Below are 21511 nucleotides of genomic sequence, written 5' to 3'. Positions count from 1 at the left end.
TTTTGTGTTATAATAAAGGCATGAAAACAAATGATATTGTCTATGGCGTCCACGCCGTTACCGAAGCCCTCCTTGCAAATACAGGAAACAAACTCTACCTCCAAGATGATCTCCGAGGTAAGAATGTTGAGAAAGTCAAGGAACTGGCTGCTGAGAAAAAGGTCTCCATCTCTTGGACCTCAAAAAAATCCCTCTCTGAAATGACCGAAGGCGCTGTCCACCAAGGTTTTGTTCTACGAGTGTCCGAATTTGCCTATAGCGAGCTGGATCACATCCTTGCCAAAACACGCCAAGAAGAAAATCCACTTCTGTTGATTCTGGATGGTCTAACTGACCCTCACAACTTAGGTTCTATCTTAAGGACTGCTGATGCGACCAATGTTTCAGGCGTCATCATTCCCAAGCACCGTGCCGTCGGAGTGACTCCTGTCGTTGCCAAAACGGCCACAGGTGCTATTGAGCATGTACCGATTGCCCGAGTGACCAACCTCAGTCAAACCCTAGAAAAACTCAAGGACGAAGGCTTCTGGACCTTTGGAACGGATATGAACGGTACTCCTTGCCACAAGTGGAATACAAAAGGGAAAATCGCCCTCATCATCGGAAATGAAGGAAAAGGCATCTCTAGCAACATCAAAAAACAGGTCGATGAGATGATTACCATTCCCATGAATGGACATGTTCAAAGTCTCAATGCCAGTGTGGCTGCAGCCATTCTCATGTACGAAGTTTTCCGAAATCGACTATAAAAAAGTTTCCAATCAGATTGATTGGAAACTTTTTTATGATTATACTCAATGAAAATCAAAGAGCAAACTAGCCGCAAGCTGCTCAAAACACTGTTTTGAGGTTGCAGATAGAACTGACGAAGTCAGTCTCATATATAATCCAAGGCGACGTTGACGTGGTTTGAAGAGATTTTCGAAGAGTATTAACTATGTTCAGTGATAAATTTATAAGCTTCTTGACCTGCGATAGCCCCATCTCCAACTGCTGTTGTGACTTGACGAAGGTCTTTCTGGCGAACATCACCAACTGCAAAGATACCGTCAACGGCAGTCTTCATGTGGTTATCTGTTACAATCCAGCCTGCCTGATCTTGGATGTTCAAATCCTTAACAAAATCGCTAACGGGATCCAAACCAACATAGATAAAGACACCTCCAAAGGCTTGCTCTGTCACTTGACCCGTCTTTACATTTTCAAATACGACAGATTCTACTCGGTTTTCACCTTTAATTTCCTTGACGACAGAGTCCCAGATAAAGTTGACTTTCTCATTTGCAAAGGCACGGTCTTGCAAAACCTTTTGGGCACGAAGTTGGTCACGACGGTGAACGATAGTGACAGACTTGGCAAAGCGAGTCAAGAACAGAGCCTCTTCTACCGCTGAATCTCCGCCACCAACTACCAACAAATCTTGGTCACGGAAGAAAGCTCCATCACAGACTGCACAGTAAGAAACACCTCGACTGTTCAGTTCTTCTTCTCCGGGAACACCCAAGAGACGGTGTTTTGACCCAGTTGCCACGATGACAGTACGGGTTTCGTAAACTTGATCATCAGTGATTACCTTCTTATAGTCCCCCTGGTCTTCAATATTTTCAACATAGCCATAAAGATGCTCCACTCCAAGGTTTTCAAGTGGTTCAAACATTTTTTCAGCCAATTCAGGTCCACTGATGTTGGCATAACCTGGATAGTTTTCAATATCAGATGTGTTGTTCATTTGCCCACCTGGCAGACCACCTTCAATGAGAGCAACTTTCAAATTGCTTCGAGCCGCATATAAGGCAGCGGTCATTCCCGCAGGCCCAGCACCGATAATAATTGTATCGTACATTTCGATTCCTTCTTTCTTGTTGTAACTATCTTTATTCTAACTGTTTGAAGTTTATTTAGCAAGCATTATGCTCTAAAAACTAAAATGAGACTCATGACGGCAAAGGATAACACCGGAACGACCAAAACTCCAATCATAATCATATCATAGAGATGAGCTTGACGAGCCTTGGCTGTCTTGTCCACACCAGACATGGCTCTCAATCCAATCCAAATCCCCAGAAAAATCACGACAAGGATGGTCGTTAAGATCAAACTCTCGAAATATAAAGAAAACAGTTGCAGCAGCATGATCTCTCTCGTTTCTATCTTTTTTAAAGAGTAAACTCAGCTAGTCCAACTAACTGAGTTTTCCTTTTTCTATTATATCAAATATAAGTCCGTTTGTAACTAGCGAAGAATTCTTTTGTCCGTTCTTCTTTTGGATGATTGATGATTTCATCCGGTGTGCCAGACTCGATGATTTTCCCTTTATCTAGGAATAAAACCTTGTCTGCCACTTGGGTTACAAAAGACATATCATGACTGACCAAAATCATGGTCTGACCTGACTTGGCAGCATCTGCAATAGACTTTTCTACTTCACCGACCAACTCCGGGTCAAGGGCTGAAGTGGGCTCGTCCAAGAGCAAGACATCTGGTTTCATAGCAAGCGCACGCGCGAGGGCAACCCGTTGCTTTTGTCCACCTGATAAGTGGCGAGGGTAATGGTTTTCACGGTCAGAAAGACCAACTTTAGCCAACTCTTCCTTGGCGATTTTTGTTGCTTCCTCATCTGATAATTTCTTGACAACAACCAAACCTTCCTTAACATTGTCAAGAGCAGTTCGGCGTTCAAACAAATTAAACTGTTGGAAAACCATAGACAACTTGCGACGAAGGGTTAGGATTTCTTCTTGGCTAATCTGAGAAAAATCAACTTTAAAATTGTCAATCTGAATCGTTCCACTATCTGGAGTTTCAAGATAGTTCAAACTACGAAGAAAGGTTGATTTCCCAGCTCCAGATGAACCAATCAAGGCCACTACCTCCCCTTTTTGGATATCCAAGTCCAGATGATCCAAGACAGTCTGACCTGAAAAGGATTTGCTTAAATTCGAAATCTTAATCATTAACGAAGGTCTCCTTTCACATCTGTAGTTACTGTATCCGGCGCTGAAATTTGCATTTTCTTCTCGATAAAGCGACCAAGGCTTTCGATTCCGATATTGACTACCCAGTAAACAAGGGCTACGGAGATGAATCGCTCAAAGTAACGATAATCGGCTCCACCCAAAATCTGAGCCTGGGCAAAAACTTCGACAACACCCGCACTAAAGGCTAGAGAAGTTCCCTTGGTCAAACCGATGAGGGAATTGATCAAGGTTGGAGTAGCTACCACCGCTGCATTAGGAATAATGACACGACGATAAACTTGTGCACGGGTCATCCCCAGACTGCGTGCCGCTTCAATCTCACCAGGATTGACAGAAAGGATGGCTGCACGAATGGTTTCGCTGGCATAAGCTGCCTCATTAAAGGCAAAAGCTACAATAGCAAAGGTTGCTGCTGGAATAGCATTGATATTGAAGCTGGTTCCCCATTGTTGATTGAGGGCTTTCAGAGCGAGTGGAATTCCGTAGTAGGTCAACATAAGCTGAACCAAAATCGGTGTCCCTTTTAAAAAGCTGACAAAAAAGGCTTGCAAGGGATATAAAATCTTAACACGGTTGATTTTAACAATGGCAAAAACCAAGGCTAGCACCAAACCAAAAATCGCACCACTAAGCGTCAACATGATAGTTGTGGGAAGTTGTTGGACAATTCTTGGAATCCCATCAAAAACCGAACGCAAGCTAAAGAGCTTACCGTCTGGAATCAGCTGCATCAAGTTCTGGTACCAATCTGATGCTAAAAGTGTTGTAACAGTCATAAAAACATCCTCTCCTGATAATGATTCATTCTACCATACTTCTGCTCGCAAGCAAATTATTTGCTACGGGAAAAGCAGAATTTGTCTACCTTCTAGTTTATCACACTTTAAAACAGGGAAGCTATATATTTTACCTATCAAGGAGATAGATAAAAACTATTTCAAGCCCAGTTCCCCGTAGGATTTTCTATAGCCGATTTGCTTAACAGTTCCACTTTCCACTAAGATTGGGCGTTTTAACAACATGCCATCACTAGCCAGTAGCTTGGCTGCTTCGTGCTTTGACAAGCTTCCCACCTTATCTTTCAGGCCCAGTTCACGATATTTGATCCCGCTGGTATTGAAAAATTGTTTCACTTCAAAACCGGAAGTTTCTAACCAGTTCAAAATCACGTCTTCACTTGGGGTTTCTTCTACGATGTGGACATCTTGGTATTCTAGTCCAAGTTGATCCAATTCATTTTTTGCTTTCTTACAAGTTGAACATTTTGGGTATTCGATAAATTCTAACATCTTCTTTTCTTTCTATTTTTTATTTTCTTGAAATGCTGCACCTTCATGTTGCAAGAGCCAGGCTTTCTTTTCGACTCCCGATGCATAGCCTGTCAGACGATTGCCTGATCCCAGCACACGGTGACAGGGTACGAGGATGGACCAAGGATTACGCCCCACTGCTCCACCAATCGCTTGGGCAGAAGCCACTTGCAGATCTTGAGCTATTTGTCCGTAAGTTACTGTTTGACCATAAGGAATGCTCTGCAAGTAAGCCCAGACTCGCTTTTCAAAATCCGTTCCAATAGGAGCCAAAGGTAAGTCAGATAGGTCCTGAACACTGCCTTCGAAATAGGTATCTAAATAGGAAATAACTTGCTCTAATACATGATGGCTAGCAACTTCTTCTATCGTTTCATCCCCTAATCCCCTCTCAAAGTGAGTTTGGTCCTGTACCCAAATTCCATACAGATATTGCTCGTCAGCAACTAAGGATAAGGTTCCAATTGGCGACGGGTAGAGCATTTTTGCGTACGTATTCTGCTTCATTTTTTTAATTTCTGATAGGCCAAACGTTCCCCATCAACTGGAACCTTACCAACCTGTTGGAAGCCTAGCTTTTCAAAGATATGCTGCATGGCCTTGTTTTGTACATGCGTATCTGAACGAAAATCTAGATAATCAAAACCTTCAATCAAGCCTTCTAGGAAAGTCTGAGCAACACCTTGTCCTTGGATATCTGCTGCAACAGCGATACGGTGAAAGACCAGATATTCTGATTCTCCCCCCTGCCAACTCCCTTCATAAATGGCTTCATAGGCTTTCTCTGAGCTCTTGGTCACAGCAGCATAGGCTAGCAGTTCTCCCTCTTCCAAGGCCACATAAGCTTGGCCTGAGATGATATCATCGATAATAACGTCTGCATTCGGATAGCCATTTTGCCACTGGTCACTACCAGACTTGGCTAAGCACTTTTTAGCATCCTCCATCACCTGCATAATCGCATCTACTTCGTTTGGAAAAGCTAAACGAATCTCCATCTCTTCCCCTCATTTCTAACTATTTTCTCTCATCATAGCATAATTTAAAGCTTTCTACAAGCAGTTGAAACTTGACTTTTGTTTTTTATTATTTTATAATCTAGTTATTGAAACTAGATAAAAAGGAGTTGGAAATGAATTCTAACTTTTCCTACCCAAAATGGGAAGACATTCCAAACATTGACCTCTATCTGGATCAGGTTTTGCTTTATGTCAATCAAGTCTGTGCCCCTATCTCTCCAGATAAAGACAAGGGGTTAACAGCATCCATGGTCAATAACTATGTCAAACATGGTTACCTGACAAAGCCAGACAAGAAGAAATACCAACGCAAACAGATTGCCCGTTTGATTGCCATCACCACTCTCAAGTCTGTCTTTTCGATTCAAGAAATCGCTCAGACACTGAATACTCTACAAACTCAAGCGAGCTCAGACCAGCTCTACGACGCTTTTGTGGACTACATGAACCATGAGATTGATCCAGAAAATCCTATTATCCAAACCAGCTGTCAAACGGTTAAACTCTATCATCAAACTCTAGACTTAATCCTTATCAAAGAAGAGGAGGAAATCCAATGAACACCAGCCTAAAGCTCAGTAAAAAACTCAGTTTTGGAGAGGAGATTGCCAATAGCGTGACCCATGCTGTGGGGGCCGTTATCATGCTCATCTTACTCCCTATTTCATCCACCTACAGTTATGAAGCACACGGATTTTTATCATCTTTTGGCGTTTCTATCTTTGTTATCAGTCTCTTTCTCATGTTCCTCTCGTCAACCATTTACCACTCTATGGCCTATGGTTCGACCCACAAATACGTCTTGCGAATCATCGACCATTCTATGATTTACGTGGCTATCGCGGGCTCTTATACGCCGGTCGTATTGACTTTGATGAATAACTGGTTTGGCTATCTGATCATTGCCATTCAGTGGGGAACGACCATCTTTGGCATCCTTTATAAAATCTTTGCTAAAAAGGTCAATGAGAAATTCAGCCTTGCCCTTTACCTGATCATGGGCTGGTTGGTTCTGGCTATCATTCCTGCCATTATCAGTCAAACAACACCAATTTTCTGGAGTCTCATGGTAACTGGTGGGCTCTGTTATACAGTTGGAGCTGGATTTTACGCTAAGAAAAAACCTTATTTCCACATGATTTGGCATCTCTTTATCCTAGCAGCATCTGCACTTCAGTACATCGCTATTGTTTATTACATGTAAAAAAGTTGAGAATCTTTTCTCAACTTTTTTCTTTACACATATTGATAAAATACTGGTGCAAGCGAGCATCATCTGTTAACTCAGGATGAAAAGAGGTTACCAGCATATTTTTTTCTTGCGCAGCAACGATTTGATCATCAACTGTTGCTAGAATTTCTACACCCTCTCCAACACTGCTGATAATCGGTCCACGGATAAAGGTCATGGGAATCTGACCAACTCCCTTACATTCTGCTTCTGTATAAAAACTTCCTAGTTGGCGCCCATAGGCGTTGCGCTCAACTACTATGTCCATAGTCGCTAGATGACTTTCTTCCTGAGAAATGATTTCCTTAGCCAGCAAAATTAAGCCCGCACAGGTCCCAAAAGCGGGTAATCCAGATAGAATGGCTTCTCGGATGGGAAGCAGCATGTTCTGGTCGCGCAAGAGCTTGCCCATGGTTGTAGACTCACCGCCAGGTAATATCAAACCCACCAAGTCACTCTGATGTTGTTGAAAATCATCTAAATTTCTGATTTCGACACTAACAACACCTAACTTTTCTAGCACTTTTGCATGTTCTGCAAAGGCGCCTTGCAAGGCCAATATTCCAATTTTCATCTATTTTCCTCGCTCTGCCATAAGAATTTGGATTTCATTCTCATTGATACCAACCATGGCTTCCCCTAGATCTTCAGAGATTTGAGCCAGAATTTGAGGATTTTGGTAGTTGGTTACGGCCTTAACAATAGCACTTGCTCGTTTAACAGGGTCGCCTGATTTGAAAATACCTGAACCAACAAAGACACCCTCTGCCCCCAATTGCATCATCAGCGCAGCATCTGCTGGTGTTGCAACACCTCCAGCTGCGAAGTTTACAACTGGCAATTTTCCATGTTCATGAACGTATTGGACCAATTCTACAGGGACTTGCAAGTCCTTGGCAGCCACATAAAGTTCATCTTCGCGAAGATTTTGAATACGGCGAATTTCTTGATTCATCATGCGCATATGACGAACGGCTTGAACAATATCTCCTGTCCCCGGTTCTCCTTTTGTGCGAATCATGGAAGCTCCTTCAGCGATACGACGCAAGGCTTCACCCAAGTCCTTAGCTCCACAGACAAAAGGAACTTGAAATTCTTTCTTATCTACATGGAAACGATCGTCTGCTGGAGACAGCACTTCACTCTCATCGATATAGTCAATCTCAATAGCCTCTAAAATCTGAGCTTCAACAAAATGCCCAATTCTGACCTTGGCCATCACTGGAATGCTGACCGCTTCTTGGATTTCCTTAATCATCTTTGGATCGCTCATACGGGAAACCCCACCAGCTGCACGAATATCAGCTGGAATCCGTTCCAAGGCCATAACAGCTGCCGCACCAGCAGCCTCTGCGATACGAGCCTGTTCAGGGTTTTGAACGTCCATGATAACCCCACCTTTGAGCATCTGTGCCAAGTTTTTATTTAGTTCATAACGATTTTCAGTCATTTCTTAATCCTCATCATTTGTATTGGTAGCTACCATTTCATTTTAAGCCAGATTAGAATGAAGTACAAGATAGAAAAACAATAATTGTCTGGGTACAGATGGATTAAAAAAACTATCTGACCTTAACTTAAGGCCAGATAGCTCAGCTATTGTTATTTTTCAGCTGTAAGTGCAGCCATTGTGATGTAGTTGTATGGTTTGTTGAAGTGTGGCAAGAAGAATAGGTCTGTCAAAGCCAATTTATCAATTGTCACATGCTCTTGGATAGCAAGTGAGAACATGTGGATTCCCATACTAATTGCAGCATCATGTGAAACCATTTGTGCACCAAGGATTTCGCGACTGTCTTTATCAAAGACAATCTTGATGGCAACTTCGTGGTTGTCATGCTTCATAAATTCTGGTTTTTGAAGATCGTTAAAGCCAGTTTCAGTTGCATTGTAACCTGCTGCTTTTGCTTTTTCAAGAGTCAAACCAGTTGAAACCATGTGAAGACCATAGATTGAAATACCGTTTGATCCTTGCACACCGATTCCTTCCAATTCATGTCCACAAGCATTGTAAGCACCAACGATACCAGTACGTACAGCGTTAGATGCAAGAGCGATGTAGCTAGTGTCTTTACGAGCATTGTCATAAACAGTCGCACAGTCACCAACAGCGTATACACCTGGGATAGATGTTTCTTGTTTCTTGTCTACAAGGAAGGCACCGTTGCGGAAAAGTTCAATCTTACCGTCAGCAAGAGCTGTGTTTGGACGGAAACCAACTGCAAGAACCACCATATCCACATCAAATGTTTCTTTGTCTGTTACCAAACGTTCAACTTTACCGTCACCTTGGATGGCTTTAACTGTTTGACCAAGCGCCAAGCGGATGTTGTGGTCTTCCAAGTTCTTCGCCATCATTTGGGTGAAGTCTTTGTCATAGTAGCCGTTCAAAACAGTGTCTACGATATCAACAAGCACCACTTCTTTTCCAAGACGTTCGAAAGCTTCAGCCAGCTCAACACCGATGTAACCACCACCAACAACGGCAATGCGCTCAAGGTGTTTGCTCTTGTCAGCAAGTTTTTCGATAACTTCTTCTGCATTTTGGTACAACTTAACAAATTGAACATTTTCAAGTGTTGCTTTGAATTCGCGGTTACCTTTAACGATTTCTACACCTTCGATTGGAGGCAAAATAGGAGTTGAACCTGTCGCAAAGATCAATTTATCATAAGACTCTTTGTGTTCTTTACCTTCAACTTCTGCAGTCACAACTTTATTATCGTAGTCAATTGAAAGAACTGGTGAGTTCATGTAAATTTTAGCACCTTTTGCTTCCAATTTTTCTTTATCAGAGTAGAAGAGACCTTCTGGGCCATCAATTTGTTCCCCGATCCAAAGCGCCATTCCACAACCAAGGAATGAAATATTTGAGTTTTGGTCAAATACTACGATTTCGTTCTCATGACCAAAGTTATCCAACATCGTATTAATACAAGCTGTACCAGCGTGGTTAGCACCAACTACAACAATTTTACTCATAGAAAAATTCCTACCTTTAATTTTTGATTTACTTTTCTAGTATATCATTTACTGTTAGCGTTTACAAGGTATTTGCTCAGAATTCTCTTTTTTTCAGAAAAAAATACACTTAATATTAGCAAACATTATTTTTCTATCGTTTTCATGCTAATTTTGAGCATATTTCTTGACTTTTTGTCAAAATCCATTTGTGAAAACGCTGACTTTATGGTATGCTAGTTACATGGAAAGAAAATGTAAGGGGTTTAATTTTTCTTTAACCAACTTATATTGAATGATTTCCTATGAAAAGAAAGGAGCTGGTAGCTTGTCTCTTCATTCACGTTCTGAACGGCTAATGGGAACAACTATCACGATTTCATTAGTAGATGAGCGGGCAGAAATCCTGCTTCAGGGCGCTTTTGACTTGCTCAAGGAGCTCGAATACCGCTTCAACGCCAATAGTCAAGAATCCGAACTGATGGAAATCAACTACAAGGCTGGAATCGCACCTGTTAAGGTTCATCCTGACCTATTTGAACTGATTGCTCTTGGACTAGAGCACAGCCTAGCTCCGTCTAGCCATCTAAATATCAGTATTGGTCCCTTGATTCAAACCTGGCGAATCGGATTTGCAGATGCACGGCTTCCAGACTCTAAAGAAATCGAAGCTGTCTTGCCTCTAGTTGACCCGCATTTTATCAAGTTGGATCCGACTAACTCTACTGTTTTTTTAAAGAAGAAAGGAATGAAGCTTGATCTAGGTTGCTTAGCCAAAGGCTATAGTGCAGATAAGGTTGCCCAGTATTTAAAAGCACACGGTGTCACCTCTGCCTTGATCAATCTCGGAGGAAATATCCTCACCATCGGGAATAATCAAGCTAAAGAAGGGAAAGCCTGGCAGATTGGGATTCAAGATCCACGAAATCCTCGTGGCAATCATCTCCTAACCATTCCTGCTTCTAACAAATCCGTTGTCACTTCAGGTATCTATGAACGCCACCTGACAGTAGATGGAAAAGACTATCACCATATCTTTGATAGTGAGACAGGATTTCCTGTCGAAACAGACCTCGCTAGCCTAACGATTATCTCAGATAAATCCGTTGATGGTGAGATTTGGACAACCCGCCTATTTGGAGAACGTAGCGCTTCTATCCTCTGGCAAGTCGAAAGTTTAGATGGTATCGAAGCCATTCTCATCGACAAAGAGGGACGCCTTGCATGTTCTTCAGGCCTTCAAAATTGTATTATGTAAAAAGAGAAAGGAAATCTCATGCTAAAACTTATTGCCATTGTTGGAACGAACTCTAAACGTTCTACAAACCGCCAATTGCTCCAATACATGCAAAAACACTTTGCGGATAAAGCTGAAATTGAACTCGTTGAAATCAAGGATATCCCTGTTTTCAACAAACCAGCAGATAAGCAACTTCCAGCTGAAATTCTTGAGATTGCAGCTAAAATTGAAGCATCTGACGGTGTGATTATCGGTACTCCTGAGTACGACCACTCTATCCCTGCAGTTTTGATGAGCGCTCTTGCTTGGCTATCTTACGGTATCTACCCACTTTTGAACAAACCAATCATGATTACTGGTGCTTCATACGGCACACTTGGTTCATCTCGTGCCCAATTGCAACTTCGTCAAATCTTGAATGCTCCTGAAATCAAGGCAAATGTTCTTCCAGATGAATTCTTGCTCTCACACTCTCTTCAAGCATTTAACCCAAGTGGTGACTTGGTTGACCTTGATGTCATCAAGAAATTGGATGCTATTTTTGATGACTTCCGTATCTTCGTGAAAATTACTGAAAAATTGCGCAACGCACAAGAATTGCTTCGTAAAGATGCAGAAGAATTTGACTGGGAAAATTTGTAAGATAGGAGACCGAAAGAATGAAATTTGTTGGACTTGTTGGATCAAACTACGATCAATCATATAACCGCAAACTCTTGGAATTTATTCGTCGCAATTTCAAATTCAAATTTGAATTAGAAGTCCTTGAAATCGACGAAGTTCCAATGTTTAACCAAGACGAAAAATGGGACGAAAGCTTCCAATTGCGTTTCTTGTATAACAAAATTACACGTGCTGATGGTGTCATTATCGCAACTCCTGAGCACAACCACACTATCTCAGCTTCACTCAAATCTGTACTCGAATGGCTTTCATACGAAGTTCATCCATTTGAAAACAAGCCTGTTATGATTGTGGGTGCATCATACTATGACCAAGGAACATCACGTGCCCAAGTTCACCTTCGTAAAATCCTTGACGCTCCAGGTGTTAATGCCTACACGCTTCCAGGTAATGAATTCCTTCTTGGTAAAGCTAAGGAAGCTTTTGATAACGACGGAAATATCACTAATGAAGGAACTGTTAAATTCCTTGAAACTTGCTTAGATAACTTTGTAAAATACGTAGGAGTCGTTTCAAAATTGAAAAAACCAAAACCAATTGAACCAGAAGACTTGGATTGTGGAAAACCAATCGCTACAACCATTACAGAAGTTGATCCTGACGATCCAGAATGGGTAGAAAAAGTTGCTGCAATCACTGGAGCTGTTTCTGGTGATACCTATGTCAAATTGGACCACGGTATCTTGACGGTTAACCAAATTGATATGTTCTTGAAAGCTATGCCATTTGAATTGACATACGCTGACGATAACAACCAATTCCTCTACTACAACAACGCTCACCAAGATCCAGACACCATGTTTGCCAAACGTGTACCACCTCAATCAGGTAACCGTATGTCGACTGTTCACAATTCTCTTCCACCAGCACGTATGAAGAATGTAGAGTGGGTCATCGGAACACTTCGCAACGGAAACCAAGAATACGTCCGTACGATCGTTCCAGGTTCTCCTGCAGGCGTCATCAATACTCACAACTACCAAGCGATGTACTATCCTGACGGATCATACGCTGGTATCAATGAAATTGTCTTTAACTTCCAACCATGGCTTGACTGGTACCTAAAAGAAACGGGTCAACGTTTGGTAGGTGGTAGCGGACCATTTGCTCCTGCTGCTGGAGGTCATGGAGACGCTGATGCTACTTCTGGCGCTTCTGATTCAGGTGATGCTGGAGGCCACGGTGGTGGCGCAGACGCTACTTCTGGTGCAAGCAACTAAGAAACCAAAAAGGAGCCATTTGGCTCCTTTTGTTATTACAACAGAAAAAGGGCTTGTAAATCATCTACAGCCCCCTTTCATTTTATGAGTTAGGATCATCTAAACTGCGACCGTGTAAACCTTTTTCACGTTGCACTTGGCGTAGTTTTTCTGGTGTGACGTCATTTCCCTCTTCATCAACAATCTTAATTCCTTCAATATGGTGACGAACAGCACGACGATAGCCTTCGATGTATTCCTCACGAAGTTTAGCTTGTTCTACTTTTTCAGCAGAAGTTAAGCCTTCTGTTTTTTTCTTTTTAGCGAGCTCGTTGATACGAGCGATTTTTTTTGAATCCATGTTTATCTCCTTTGTAAAAAGATACAGTTCGTTTAATAGAGAGTCTACTTGGTATTGATTTGGTTAAAGCGTGCAAGTTTAGCTGCTTTCTTGGTTAATTGCGACAAAACAGCCAATCGATTTTGACGAATATCTTGATCATCGGTCATTACCATAGTATTCTCAAAGAAAGCATCAATAACTGGACTAAGCGCAAAGAGTTGTTCTAATTGCTGACTTGCAGTCCCTGATAAAACGAGTGATTCTACTGCTTCCGCCAAGGCTTTCTCTTCTTCATTTTCAAAGAGAGCAGGATCAACTGTTTCAGATCCTTCTGCTTTCTCAGCCAAGTTGAAAGCACGAGAGAGAGATTCGACAGACGGTTTGAAGTTTTCTTCCTTGCTTGCTTCGACAAGAGCACTTGCTACTTCTAACATATCCGCCACGACAAAGTTCGAACTTGCAAGGACCGCTTCCTTAATGTCTTTTGGAGTAGAACCCATCATCTTATCAACACGAGCCTTGATAAAGTCCATGACCTCTGCTTTATTTCCATAAGTCAAGCTGTCAAATTTCAAAGCATAAAGGCTATCAATCAACTCATCCATAGCAATGTGCCAACCAAAAGCATCCAAGATACGAACTACACCTTGAGTTGCACGACGAAGGGCATAAGGGTCATTAGAACCTGATGGAATCAAGCCAACTGAGAAGAAACTCAAAATCGTATCCAATTTGTCTGCAATGGCTAGAATGGCTCCAATCTTGCTCTCTGGGAGAGCTCCGTCCGCTGATGTAGGCATGTAGTGTTCACGAATGGCAGCCGCAACTGCTGGAGTTTCCCCAGCAAGAAGGGCATATTTCTCACCCATAATTCCTTGGAGTTCATCAAACTCACCAACCATCCCTGTCAACAAGTCAAACTTGTAAATGGATGCTGCGCGGGCAAGATCAATCGTTTCATCCACTGATAAACCAGCTTTTTCCGCCAAAAGGACGGCAATCTGACCTGTACGAATCATGTGTTCACGAAGGGAACCAATCTTTTCATGGAAGGTCACATGGTTTAATTTTTCAACAAGGTCAGAAATCACCAATTTTTGGTCTTCACGCCAGAAGAATTCTCCATCTTCCAAGCGTGCTACCAAGACTTTTTCATTACCCTTGATAACATTTTCCAAATGCTCTGCGTTTCCATTACGAACAGAAATGAAGTTTGGCAAGAGTTTACCATCCTGATCACGAACAACAAAGTAACGTTGGTGTTCCTTCATCGAAGTCACCAAGACTTCTTCTGGAACTTCAAGGTATTTGGCATCAAAACTTCCCATGAAGGCAGTTGGGTATTCAACCAAGTTCAAGACTTCGTTCAGTAAGTCAGCATCAATTTCGATACGTACACCATGTTCAGCTTCGATTGCCTTGATTTGGTCAACTATCATTTGCTCACGTTCACGAGGATCCGCGATTACAAACTGTTTACGAAGATCTTCTTCGTAGCTCAATGCTGACTGAATCTTGGTTTCTTGTCCCAAGAAACGATGACCACGACTCACACGACCGCCCTTAATATCAAGGAAATCCAAGTCAAACTCTTCTTCATCTAAAAGAACTGTCAAAGTGTGTACAGGGCGGATATATTCAAAAGTGTTGTTAGCCCAGTGCATGCTGACAGGGAAAGTCAAGGACTTCAAGACATCTACAACACCAGGAACAATGGCTTCAACTGGTTTACCCACTTCTTCCTTGGTAACATAGACATATTCTTCACCCTTGATTTCACGGAATTCAATATCTTCAACTGTCAATCCTTTCCCACGGACAAATCCTTGAGCTGCTTTGGTGAAGTTTCCATCACCATCCAAGGCAATTTTCTTTGCTGGTCCCTTGAAATCTTCTGTCAAATCAGACTGTTTGTCTGCAAGACCAGTCACACGAACAGCCAAACGGCGTGGTGTTGAGAAAGTTTGAATGGCTTCAAAGGAAAGACGATTTTCTTTGAGGAAGGTTGCCATTTTTTCACCTAGTTGTTTTTCACTAGGAGTTACTACGTAGGCTGGTAACTCTTCAAGACCGAGTTCTACTAATAAGTTTTTTGTCATGTTTTTTCTCCGAAAAGTATCTTTTTATTTTCCAGTTTGCCTTATGTGATTGGCACGCAAGCAACCAACTTCGTTGTTTCATTGCTAAAATTGGAGCCTAAAGTCTCCAATTTTGCCTAGTATCCTTAGCTTCACTAAGGATACCTTCATCACTACGGCAACTGGCTCAAGGCTCACTCTGTTCGCCCATTTTCGTAATTTATCACTCTCTTTATTCTGCGTCTTCTGCTAAGAGTTTAGCTCGTGTTGCTTCATCTAAAAGTGGGTAGCCTAGGCGTTTGCGTTCTGCGACAAAAGTTTTAGCTACGACACGGGCCAAGTTACGGATACGAGCGATATAGCCAGCGCGCTCGGTTACGGATACAGCACCACGCGCATCAAGCAGGTTAAAGGTATGTGAACATTTGAGAACATAGTCATAGGCAGGGTGAACCAAGCCCTCTTCCAAGGCACGACCAGCTTCCTTTTCAAACTTATCAAAGTTTTCAAGCAACATTTCTTGATCCGAAATTTCAAATGAATATTTTGAGTGCTCGTACTCAGGCTGGATGAAAATTTCTCCATATTTTACGCCATCGGCCCACTCGATATCATAGACAGAGTCCACTTCTTGAATGTAAGAAGCCAAACGTTCCAAACCATAGGTAACTTCCGAAGTCACAGGGCCAGTTGCCAATCCACCAACTTGTTGGAAATAAGTGAACTGAGTGATTTCCATCCCATCAAGCCAAACTTCCCATCCAAGACCAGCTGAACCAGTAGAAGGGTTTTCCCAGTTGTCCTCAACGAAACGGATATCGTGTTCCAATGGATTGATACCCAATTTTTCCAAAGACTCAAGGTAAAGTTCCTGGATATTTGATGGAGAAGGCTTCATAACCACTTGGAATTGGTGGTGTTGGTAAAGACGATTAGGGTTTTCCCCATAACGACCGTCAGCAGGACGACGTGATGGCTCTACATAAGCCGCATTCCATGGCTCAGGTCCGATAGCACGAAGGAAAGTGTAAGGACTCATTGTCCCCGCACCTTTTTCATTATCATAAGCCTGCATGAGCATACAACCTTGGTCATTCCAAAATTGTTGCAAAGTCAAAATAATTTCTTGAAATGTTAATTTCTTAGACATTGAATACTCCTTAATAAAAAATGATTTTTTGCGACACGAGTCTGCCTTGTCGATTACACGAGGCAAGACGAGTTAGTACTGCGTCTGGCTCAGGCACTCTAGTGCTGAGCGTGGGGCAGTCCGACTGTAAGGAGGTCTCTGCCACTGACGCAGTAAAATGTTAATTTCTTAGACATTGTTTACTCCTTTTATAAATTCTTGCGACTTTGGATACAAAAAGAACCGTGTCTTTACTCCTAAGTCTGTGACCTAGGGGCGTCAGAAACGCGGTTCCACCCTAATTTATTACTTCATTGTTTTTAAAAATACGACAGAAAGCGCCAGTTTCTTACCTTGTTCTACTTGGCTCCCACTACCCCAAGCTCGCTGAAGAACGCCATAAGACTTTCTTTCCTAGCTAGTATTATAGCAGATTTTCTAGTTAGTGTAAACCAAAAATGAGTCTGAAAACAAAGTTCCAGACTCATTTAATAGTAAAGCTTCAGAAAGTCCTGTTTAAGGATGTCTTTTCGCTTTTGGTTTTTTGCCATGTAAATTTCTCTTGGCTTGTTTCAATGCTGTAATGGCATCTTTGACATCTTCTTGACTCGCTCCTGGATCTTTAAGGAGTTCCTGTGCCTCTTTAAAAGTTAAAAGATAAGCTGCTTTTTCTTTCTTATCTGCGTAGATAAATCTCGCATTCTTTTCTTGGAAAAGGCGCTCATCCTTGACCAGTTTCTTTAGACTAGAGAAGTCTGTGGCCTTGCCATTTAGTTTGCTTTTAGCTGTAGCTAGGGCAATAAGAGATTGGTCAATTTGATCTTGTTTGACTTTAGGATCCACAGCTAGTAAGGCGATTTCTTGGAAGGCACGATCATAAGCTCGACGTACTTTTTCCTTGGCATTCGCATATCGTCCAGTTTTAGTCGTTGCGTAGTAAGCTTTCATAGCTTCTTTCAAGGCTGTAACGTTCGAATCTTTTCCATCCAAAGCTTTACCAGCAGCCTCAAGACTAGCGAGAACGCCATCAATCAATTCTTGCTTTAATTTGCTTGACAAGGCTGACTGTGCCACTTGGAAAGCTTGGTCATAAGCTTTTCTCTTATCTGCACTACTATTAAAGTAACGAGACATTTCTACCAGTTCTTTTTGTTGATTTACCGCAGCAATCAAGGCCAACTTAGACACAACAGATAGACGCAAAGCATTATTTCGACCTGGCTGAACGAGCAAGGAAACGAGATCTTCAAGGAGTTCATATCCAGTTGGCAAGGTGACTTGTACAGTATAACGACCTGTAGCAACTTTCTTACCAAAGGCGTATTGACCGTATTTTTCAGCAGGAAGAGTGATACTTGTCCCATCTTCTCCTTTCAGAACCACAGTAGTTGTCTTTGGAACTGCTTGATTGAAGGAAACAGACACCGGTGCATATTCTAGGAGATTTGCTAGGAAGGTAATGGTTTGGAAACTATTTTCTTCCGTCAAGTCGAACTCTTGGGACAAGGCACTGATAAATTTCAATTCTGTTCGATCATAACTGAAAATTTCTGCTGTATAATGACCAAATTGTAAGAAATGAATCGCTTTTGTCTTGTCAACATCAACATATTGTCCCTTGCTATTTTTGATTCGATAGACGTAGAGGGTATCAATATCCTGATTTGTTTTTGCATCCTTCAAGTCAATTTTAACTCGACCACTATTTTGATCGCGGACAAGTTCAGCAAGTGAGATATAATCTACATTTCCTGCATAATCCTCTACAAGATAGTAAATATTAGCCTTGTCAACATTCTTAGGAAGTGTATAACTACCGTCAGCATTGGCCATAATCAGATGGGTGTTCTCAACCGCACGAGTTCCAGACTGGTCTTTCCCAGTTAAAACCATGGTCCCTTTCTGGTCAAATGGTGTGATATAGAAGACTTTTTCTGAAAGGATACCACCTTGACCCACATCTTTTGGTTTACGAGCTACGAATTCTTGATTTCCATCTTTAAAGCGAATATAACCACTTGTGATGACAGGTTTTTGAGTATCAATTTGAATTTTAAAGGTCGTGTATTGTTCTTTAGCTCCTGGAACGTCTGGTGTATAACTGATAACATAGTCATATAAACCATCTGCAACAGTATTCCCATCAAAATCCTGGCCTCTCCAAGCAGTATTATCTAGAATATAACTCTTCAGATTTCTACTGTCTCCATCAAAGTAATTCTTACGAAGATCCTTTGCATCGCCCTCCCAAATAGGATGTTCATGCTTGGTATCTGTAGCCGCATAAACTGTTGCACGAAGATTTACAAGATTTCTCAAAGCAACCGTTTTGTATTCAACCAGGTCTTTGTTTCCATCATCGTTTGGAGAAATAGCAATACGGACATTTCCTTTTTCGTCCAACTGAAGAACATGTTTACCTTCAGCATTTTGTTCAATTCCAAGAACGGTAATTCGTCGTCCTTGGCGTTGACCTTTAGACACTAGAAGGTCATTTTGCAAGGTAGCTAGATAGGTAGCATCATTAGAGTAGTTAACGGCAGGATTTTCCTTGTCTACTTCTGTGTAAAATCCATTTTTCCCTTCTCGAACAAGGTTGTAAATTGGTTTTTCGACAGCGGGGAGATTTTGGAATTCACCTCGGAAGCCCATAAATGCAAGACTCACAATATCCCCATCATCTGCCGGATCTACAAAGCGAACAAACCCTTCAAGGAAATAGCCATTTGGCATTTGTTTGCTGAGTTCAGTAGCAAATTTTCGAGCATCCACTTTAACAGTGACTGTTTGACTGCTGTGGGCTTTGACCGTCACTTCAGGCCATACTGTCTCCGTTAGTTTTCGAGGTCGAAGGGTGAATTTCCCATCTTGGACTTCGTCTGTATTGGCATTCACTACCATCTTGAGAGTACGGTCAGTATCTGAAATATTGTGTACAGTGACCTTGAAAGTAAATTGATCTCCAACATTTCCTAAAGTCACACTTGGATAACCATTTTCACCCGTTACATAGAGGTCTGTTGACACTGCAGCAGCTGTGTCAACAATACCAGAACCTTGCTGACGAGGAGAGGTATAAGTGCCTGTGTCCTTATTAACATGTGGTTTTGCAGTTGACATGATCAAGGCCTTGACAGTCTCTGATACTTGCTCAGGAGTCAATTCTGGATGGTGTTTTTGAAGGTATTCCTTAACCAAAACTGCAACACCCGTAACGTGAGGAGCCGCCATACTGGTTCCGCTGATACTACCATAGGTATTGTCATTAAAGGATGAGTAGATATTACCGCCAGGAGCTGTCACGTCTGGTTTTAATTGTCCATCGGTAGTCACTCCCCAACTTGAAAAGTCAGATAGCTGATTGGCTACATCAGAAGGACGATTATCCATCTTACCATTAAAAACAATCTTGTAGTTTCCTGATTTTAAGGCTTCACCATACTGTTTAGAAATAAATACAGAAGGAATTTTCTTTGCTTCATCATCAATAGCCATATTGATGTTTGCACCTTCTACATTATTGTAGATCAAAGCACCAACTGCACCGTGTTTTCGTGCATTTTTGATCTTCTCTGAAAAATTCATGGCTCCACGCTGAATGAGGGCAAGTTTCCCAGTTAAATCCAACTTCGCAAAGTCTTCTTCACGACCTAACCCTGCTTCGACGTATTCGTACTCTTTTCCTTTTTCAAAGTCCTTATCTGCTTCAGGTTGATTATAATCAAATTTTCCGTTATGAAGACCGGTATTTCCCTCTAGACCTTTGACTTCAAAAACGGCTGTTGTCAATGTTTTATTGTTGACAGAAGCAACTGAAATTGAGTCTTCAACAGTGGATGGATTTCCAACCAAGCCATAGTCTGGGTTTTCAGCTAGCGGTTTTGAATAACCATTTCCGAATGTATTGCTATTTCCTGCTGAGATAAGAACAGACACTCCCTTGGCACGAGCCCGTTTGATGGCATCCACAATATCAGAACCAGCATCCACCATAGAACCTGTGCTAGATCCCAAACTCATATTAATGGCATCTGCTCCCAGGGCAACTGCGTCATCAATTGCCTTTACATAAAGGGCTGAACTAGTCGTCTTTTGGCGATCTGAAAAGACACGCATAAACATGACTTGGGCTTCTGGCGCAACACCATAGACCTTTTCACCATTTGGTGCTTCTTTATCAGGGTTTCCAGCCGCAATCCCTGTTACGTGCATCCCATGAGAAGTTCTTTCTGCTTCTTTGATCTTATCTGTTCCGTCAAAGTAGTCATAGGCATAGACAACCTTATCGCTATACCATTTACCGTAATCGATTCCAGCAGCCTTTTTAGCTGCTTCGATGGCTTCCTTGTTTTTAAATTTTGCTTTTGATGGGTCCGAAATTCGAAGAACCTCATGATTCAAATCAAGCCCAGAGTCAATAATGGCAACAACGGTCCCCGTCCCCTTGTAACCAGCCTTCCAAGTTTTCGGTACTGTGATGATATCATTGCTTGAAATACTATTGGGTTTTGCAGACTCAGCTTTTTCTTGTTCTTTTTCAGTAGTTGCTGTTTCTCCAGTAGTTTTAAGAGCTGTCGTTGCTGGAGCCTCTTTGTTCTCTATGTTAGAAGCCTTCTCAGTAGCAGGCGCTGTACTGGTATCGACTGTTGTTTCTTTTTGAACGACACCTTGATTTTCTTCTTTTGCAACTGCGCTATCTTTTCCTGATTCTTGGGCTTCAGCAGTTTTATCAACCGGAGCTTCTACCTTAGCATCTTGTTTACTAGCATCCTCTTTAGAAGTTTCAGCTTCTTGTTTCTCTCCAACTACTGGAGCTATCACATTATTATTGGTTTGGTCAGTCGCAGAGTTTGAGTGTTTATCGTCTTTTAGCTCTGTCTTAATTTCCTGAGTTTGAGCTTGATTTTCACCTGTACTCTGCTCATTGGCACTGACTTGACTTGCTCCAAAAACCAATGCAGTTCCCAATAAAACTGAAGCAAGACCAAATTTGTATTTCCGTAATGAAAAACGTTGTCGTCTATTCATAAATAATCTCCTTTTTCTTTAAAGTATACCTATTATAACGCAAATAATCAAAAATTTTCATAAAAGTCTGAATTGTCACAAAAATGTAATATTTGCGTATGTAATGTTCTTATTTAGTTTTATCGTTCGTGTTATTTGTTCTATCAAAGCAACATTTTCTAAACTTGTTCATTTATTTCAATTTATAAAACTATTTTATTATACAAATAATTTAGATTTTTCTACCTTGAATTGTCAAATTAAGTGCACATTTTCTTCATAGAAGACTTCATAAGGAGTTTTCCAGTTAAGACATTTGCGTGGCCTATTAT

Annotated in this window: 20 protein-coding genes; 6 read left to right on the top strand and 14 right to left on the bottom strand. The window is 41.6% G+C overall.

Translation table 11 applies throughout. From position 1 onward, the window contains the following. Positions 1 to 20: 20 nt before the first annotated feature. On the top strand, positions 21 to 749 hold the full coding sequence (gene rlmB, locus M1F56_RS05950; protein ID WP_247917152.1) for a 23S rRNA (guanosine(2251)-2'-O)-methyltransferase RlmB: 729 nt from the start codon (positions 21 to 23) through the stop codon (positions 747 to 749). Between the two features lie 182 nt (positions 750 to 931). Here the strand turns inward: rlmB and trxB are convergent, their stop codons facing one another. The 7 genes from trxB to M1F56_RS05915 form a co-directional block, all read right to left on the bottom strand. Continuing rightward, the gene (trxB, locus tag M1F56_RS05945; RefSeq protein WP_007521459.1) at positions 932 to 1843 is read right to left on the bottom strand and encodes a thioredoxin-disulfide reductase; all 912 of its coding nucleotides are present in this window, start codon (positions 1841 to 1843) and stop codon (positions 932 to 934) included. Between the two features lie 65 nt (positions 1844 to 1908). Beyond that, a complete protein-coding gene (locus tag M1F56_RS05940) occupies positions 1909 to 2133 on the bottom strand; it encodes a DUF4059 family protein (protein WP_007521457.1) in 225 nt (74 codons plus the stop codon). Between the two features lie 77 nt (positions 2134 to 2210). Continuing rightward, entirely contained in the window at positions 2211 to 2954 is a 744-nt protein-coding gene (locus M1F56_RS05935; RefSeq protein ID WP_000590976.1) for an amino acid ABC transporter ATP-binding protein, read from the bottom strand. Then, the gene (locus M1F56_RS05930; RefSeq protein WP_247917151.1) at positions 2954 to 3754 is read right to left on the bottom strand and encodes an amino acid ABC transporter permease; all 801 of its coding nucleotides are present in this window, start codon (positions 3752 to 3754) and stop codon (positions 2954 to 2956) included. Before M1F56_RS05930 ends, M1F56_RS05935 begins: the two co-directional genes overlap by 1 nt. A 156-nt stretch (positions 3755 to 3910) precedes the next feature. After that, positions 3911 to 4267 carry an arsenate reductase family protein gene (locus M1F56_RS05925; RefSeq protein WP_247917150.1) on the bottom strand — a complete coding sequence of 119 codons (357 nt, stop codon included), beginning with the start codon at positions 4265 to 4267 and terminating at the stop codon, positions 3911 to 3913. Positions 4268 to 4279: 12 nt separating this feature from the next. Next, complete coding sequence (locus M1F56_RS05920; protein ID WP_247917149.1) at positions 4280 to 4795, bottom strand: methylated-DNA--[protein]-cysteine S-methyltransferase; 516 nt, start codon at positions 4793 to 4795, stop codon at positions 4280 to 4282. Next, complete coding sequence (locus M1F56_RS05915) at positions 4792 to 5286, bottom strand: GNAT family N-acetyltransferase (RefSeq protein WP_247917148.1); 495 nt, start codon at positions 5284 to 5286, stop codon at positions 4792 to 4794. The genes M1F56_RS05920 and M1F56_RS05915 overlap by 4 nt, the downstream gene beginning before the upstream one ends. Positions 5287 to 5420: 134 nt before the next feature. Here M1F56_RS05915 and M1F56_RS05910 point away from each other — a divergent pair, with 134 nt between their 5' ends. Together M1F56_RS05910 and trhA are read left to right on the top strand one after the other, a co-directional pair. Further along, positions 5421 to 5867 carry a DUF1836 domain-containing protein gene (locus M1F56_RS05910; protein WP_247917147.1) on the top strand — a complete coding sequence of 149 codons (447 nt, stop codon included), beginning with the start codon at positions 5421 to 5423 and terminating at the stop codon, positions 5865 to 5867. After that, positions 5864 to 6511, top strand: a complete 648-nt coding sequence (gene trhA / locus M1F56_RS05905; protein ID WP_001097972.1) for a PAQR family membrane homeostasis protein TrhA — start codon at positions 5864 to 5866, stop codon at positions 6509 to 6511. The genes M1F56_RS05910 and trhA overlap by 4 nt, the downstream gene beginning before the upstream one ends. A 19-nt stretch (positions 6512 to 6530) precedes the next feature. Here trhA and pdxT read toward each other — a convergent pair whose 3' ends face one another. From pdxT to nox, 3 genes are all read right to left on the bottom strand, one after another. Continuing rightward, complete coding sequence (pdxT, locus tag M1F56_RS05900) at positions 6531 to 7112, bottom strand: pyridoxal 5'-phosphate synthase glutaminase subunit PdxT (RefSeq protein ID WP_033584991.1); 582 nt, start codon at positions 7110 to 7112, stop codon at positions 6531 to 6533. Further along, complete coding sequence (pdxS, locus tag M1F56_RS05895; protein ID WP_000138520.1) at positions 7113 to 7988, bottom strand: pyridoxal 5'-phosphate synthase lyase subunit PdxS; 876 nt, start codon at positions 7986 to 7988, stop codon at positions 7113 to 7115. It abuts the gene before it with no gap. 152 nt (positions 7989 to 8140) lie between these two features. After that, positions 8141 to 9520, bottom strand: coding sequence for a H2O-forming NADH oxidase (gene nox / locus M1F56_RS05890; protein WP_000036760.1), 1380 nt, complete (start codon positions 9518 to 9520; stop codon positions 8141 to 8143). Between the two features lie 307 nt (positions 9521 to 9827). Here nox and M1F56_RS05885 point away from each other — a divergent pair, with 307 nt between their 5' ends. The 3 genes from M1F56_RS05885 to M1F56_RS05875 are packed head-to-tail and all read left to right on the top strand — an operon-like array spanning position 9828 to position 12643. Beyond that, positions 9828 to 10757, top strand: coding sequence for an FAD:protein FMN transferase (locus M1F56_RS05885; RefSeq protein WP_282184688.1), 930 nt, complete (start codon positions 9828 to 9830; stop codon positions 10755 to 10757). 18 nt (positions 10758 to 10775) lie between these two features. After that, positions 10776 to 11381 carry an NADPH-dependent FMN reductase gene (locus M1F56_RS05880; protein WP_000915933.1) on the top strand — a complete coding sequence of 202 codons (606 nt, stop codon included), beginning with the start codon at positions 10776 to 10778 and terminating at the stop codon, positions 11379 to 11381. Positions 11382 to 11398: 17 nt separating this feature from the next. Beyond that, positions 11399 to 12643, top strand: a complete 1245-nt coding sequence (locus M1F56_RS05875) for an NAD(P)H-dependent oxidoreductase (protein ID WP_000673667.1) — start codon at positions 11399 to 11401, stop codon at positions 12641 to 12643. Between the two features lie 82 nt (positions 12644 to 12725). On the opposite strand, the gene M1F56_RS05870 is transcribed toward M1F56_RS05875, so the two are convergent. The 4 genes from M1F56_RS05870 to M1F56_RS05855 all read right to left on the bottom strand — a co-directional run bounded on the left by M1F56_RS05870 (position 12726) and on the right by M1F56_RS05855 (position 21200). Continuing rightward, positions 12726 to 12983, bottom strand: a complete 258-nt coding sequence (locus M1F56_RS05870; protein WP_000377481.1) for a DUF896 family protein — start codon at positions 12981 to 12983, stop codon at positions 12726 to 12728. Between the two features lie 44 nt (positions 12984 to 13027). Continuing rightward, positions 13028 to 15064, bottom strand: coding sequence for a glycine--tRNA ligase subunit beta (gene glyS / locus M1F56_RS05865; protein ID WP_167266268.1), 2037 nt, complete (start codon positions 15062 to 15064; stop codon positions 13028 to 13030). A gap of 211 nt (positions 15065 to 15275) precedes the next feature. Next, positions 15276 to 16193 (bottom strand): glycine--tRNA ligase subunit alpha, encoded by a 918-nt coding sequence (gene glyQ / locus M1F56_RS05860; protein WP_000038746.1) that lies wholly within the window; start codon positions 16191 to 16193, stop codon positions 15276 to 15278. Between the two features lie 495 nt (positions 16194 to 16688). Then, positions 16689 to 21200, bottom strand: coding sequence for a S8 family serine peptidase (locus M1F56_RS05855; RefSeq protein ID WP_181186998.1), 4512 nt, complete (start codon positions 21198 to 21200; stop codon positions 16689 to 16691). Positions 21201 to 21511 lie beyond the last annotated feature (311 nt).

Source organism: Streptococcus oralis (assembly GCF_023109005.1).
In the GTDB taxonomy this organism is placed as follows: domain Bacteria; phylum Bacillota; class Bacilli; order Lactobacillales; family Streptococcaceae; genus Streptococcus; species Streptococcus oralis_BU.
Note: the sequence above shows the minus strand (reverse complement) of the source record. Positions and strands in the feature narration are given on the sequence as shown.

Coding starts and splice junctions, on each gene's coding strand:
- rlmB (WP_247917152.1), top strand. CDS start 21: ATGAAAACAAATGATATTGTCTATGGCGTCCACGCCGTTACCGAAGCC.
- trxB (WP_007521459.1), bottom strand. CDS start 1,843: ATGTACGATACAATTATTATCGGTGCTGGGCCTGCGGGAATGACCGCT.
- M1F56_RS05940 (WP_007521457.1), bottom strand. CDS start 2,133: ATGCTGCTGCAACTGTTTTCTTTATATTTCGAGAGTTTGATCTTAACG.
- M1F56_RS05935 (WP_000590976.1), bottom strand. CDS start 2,954: ATGATTAAGATTTCGAATTTAAGCAAATCCTTTTCAGGTCAGACTGTC.
- M1F56_RS05930 (WP_247917151.1), bottom strand. CDS start 3,754: ATGACTGTTACAACACTTTTAGCATCAGATTGGTACCAGAACTTGATG.
- M1F56_RS05925 (WP_247917150.1), bottom strand. CDS start 4,267: ATGTTAGAATTTATCGAATACCCAAAATGTTCAACTTGTAAGAAAGCA.
- M1F56_RS05920 (WP_247917149.1), bottom strand. CDS start 4,795: ATGAAGCAGAATACGTACGCAAAAATGCTCTACCCGTCGCCAATTGGA.
- M1F56_RS05915 (WP_247917148.1), bottom strand. CDS start 5,286: ATGGAGATTCGTTTAGCTTTTCCAAACGAAGTAGATGCGATTATGCAG.
- M1F56_RS05910 (WP_247917147.1), top strand. CDS start 5,421: ATGAATTCTAACTTTTCCTACCCAAAATGGGAAGACATTCCAAACATT.
- trhA (WP_001097972.1), top strand. CDS start 5,864: ATGAACACCAGCCTAAAGCTCAGTAAAAAACTCAGTTTTGGAGAGGAG.
- pdxT (WP_033584991.1), bottom strand. CDS start 7,112: ATGAAAATTGGAATATTGGCCTTGCAAGGCGCCTTTGCAGAACATGCA.
- pdxS (WP_000138520.1), bottom strand. CDS start 7,988: ATGACTGAAAATCGTTATGAACTAAATAAAAACTTGGCACAGATGCTC.
- nox (WP_000036760.1), bottom strand. CDS start 9,520: ATGAGTAAAATTGTTGTAGTTGGTGCTAACCACGCTGGTACAGCTTGT.
- M1F56_RS05880 (WP_000915933.1), top strand. CDS start 10,776: ATGCTAAAACTTATTGCCATTGTTGGAACGAACTCTAAACGTTCTACA.
- M1F56_RS05875 (WP_000673667.1), top strand. CDS start 11,399: ATGAAATTTGTTGGACTTGTTGGATCAAACTACGATCAATCATATAAC.
- M1F56_RS05870 (WP_000377481.1), bottom strand. CDS start 12,983: ATGGATTCAAAAAAAATCGCTCGTATCAACGAGCTCGCTAAAAAGAAA.
- glyS (WP_167266268.1), bottom strand. CDS start 15,064: ATGACAAAAAACTTATTAGTAGAACTCGGTCTTGAAGAGTTACCAGCC.
- glyQ (WP_000038746.1), bottom strand. CDS start 16,193: ATGTCTAAGAAATTAACATTTCAAGAAATTATTTTGACTTTGCAACAA.
- M1F56_RS05855 (WP_181186998.1), bottom strand. CDS start 21,200: ATGAATAGACGACAACGTTTTTCATTACGGAAATACAAATTTGGTCTT.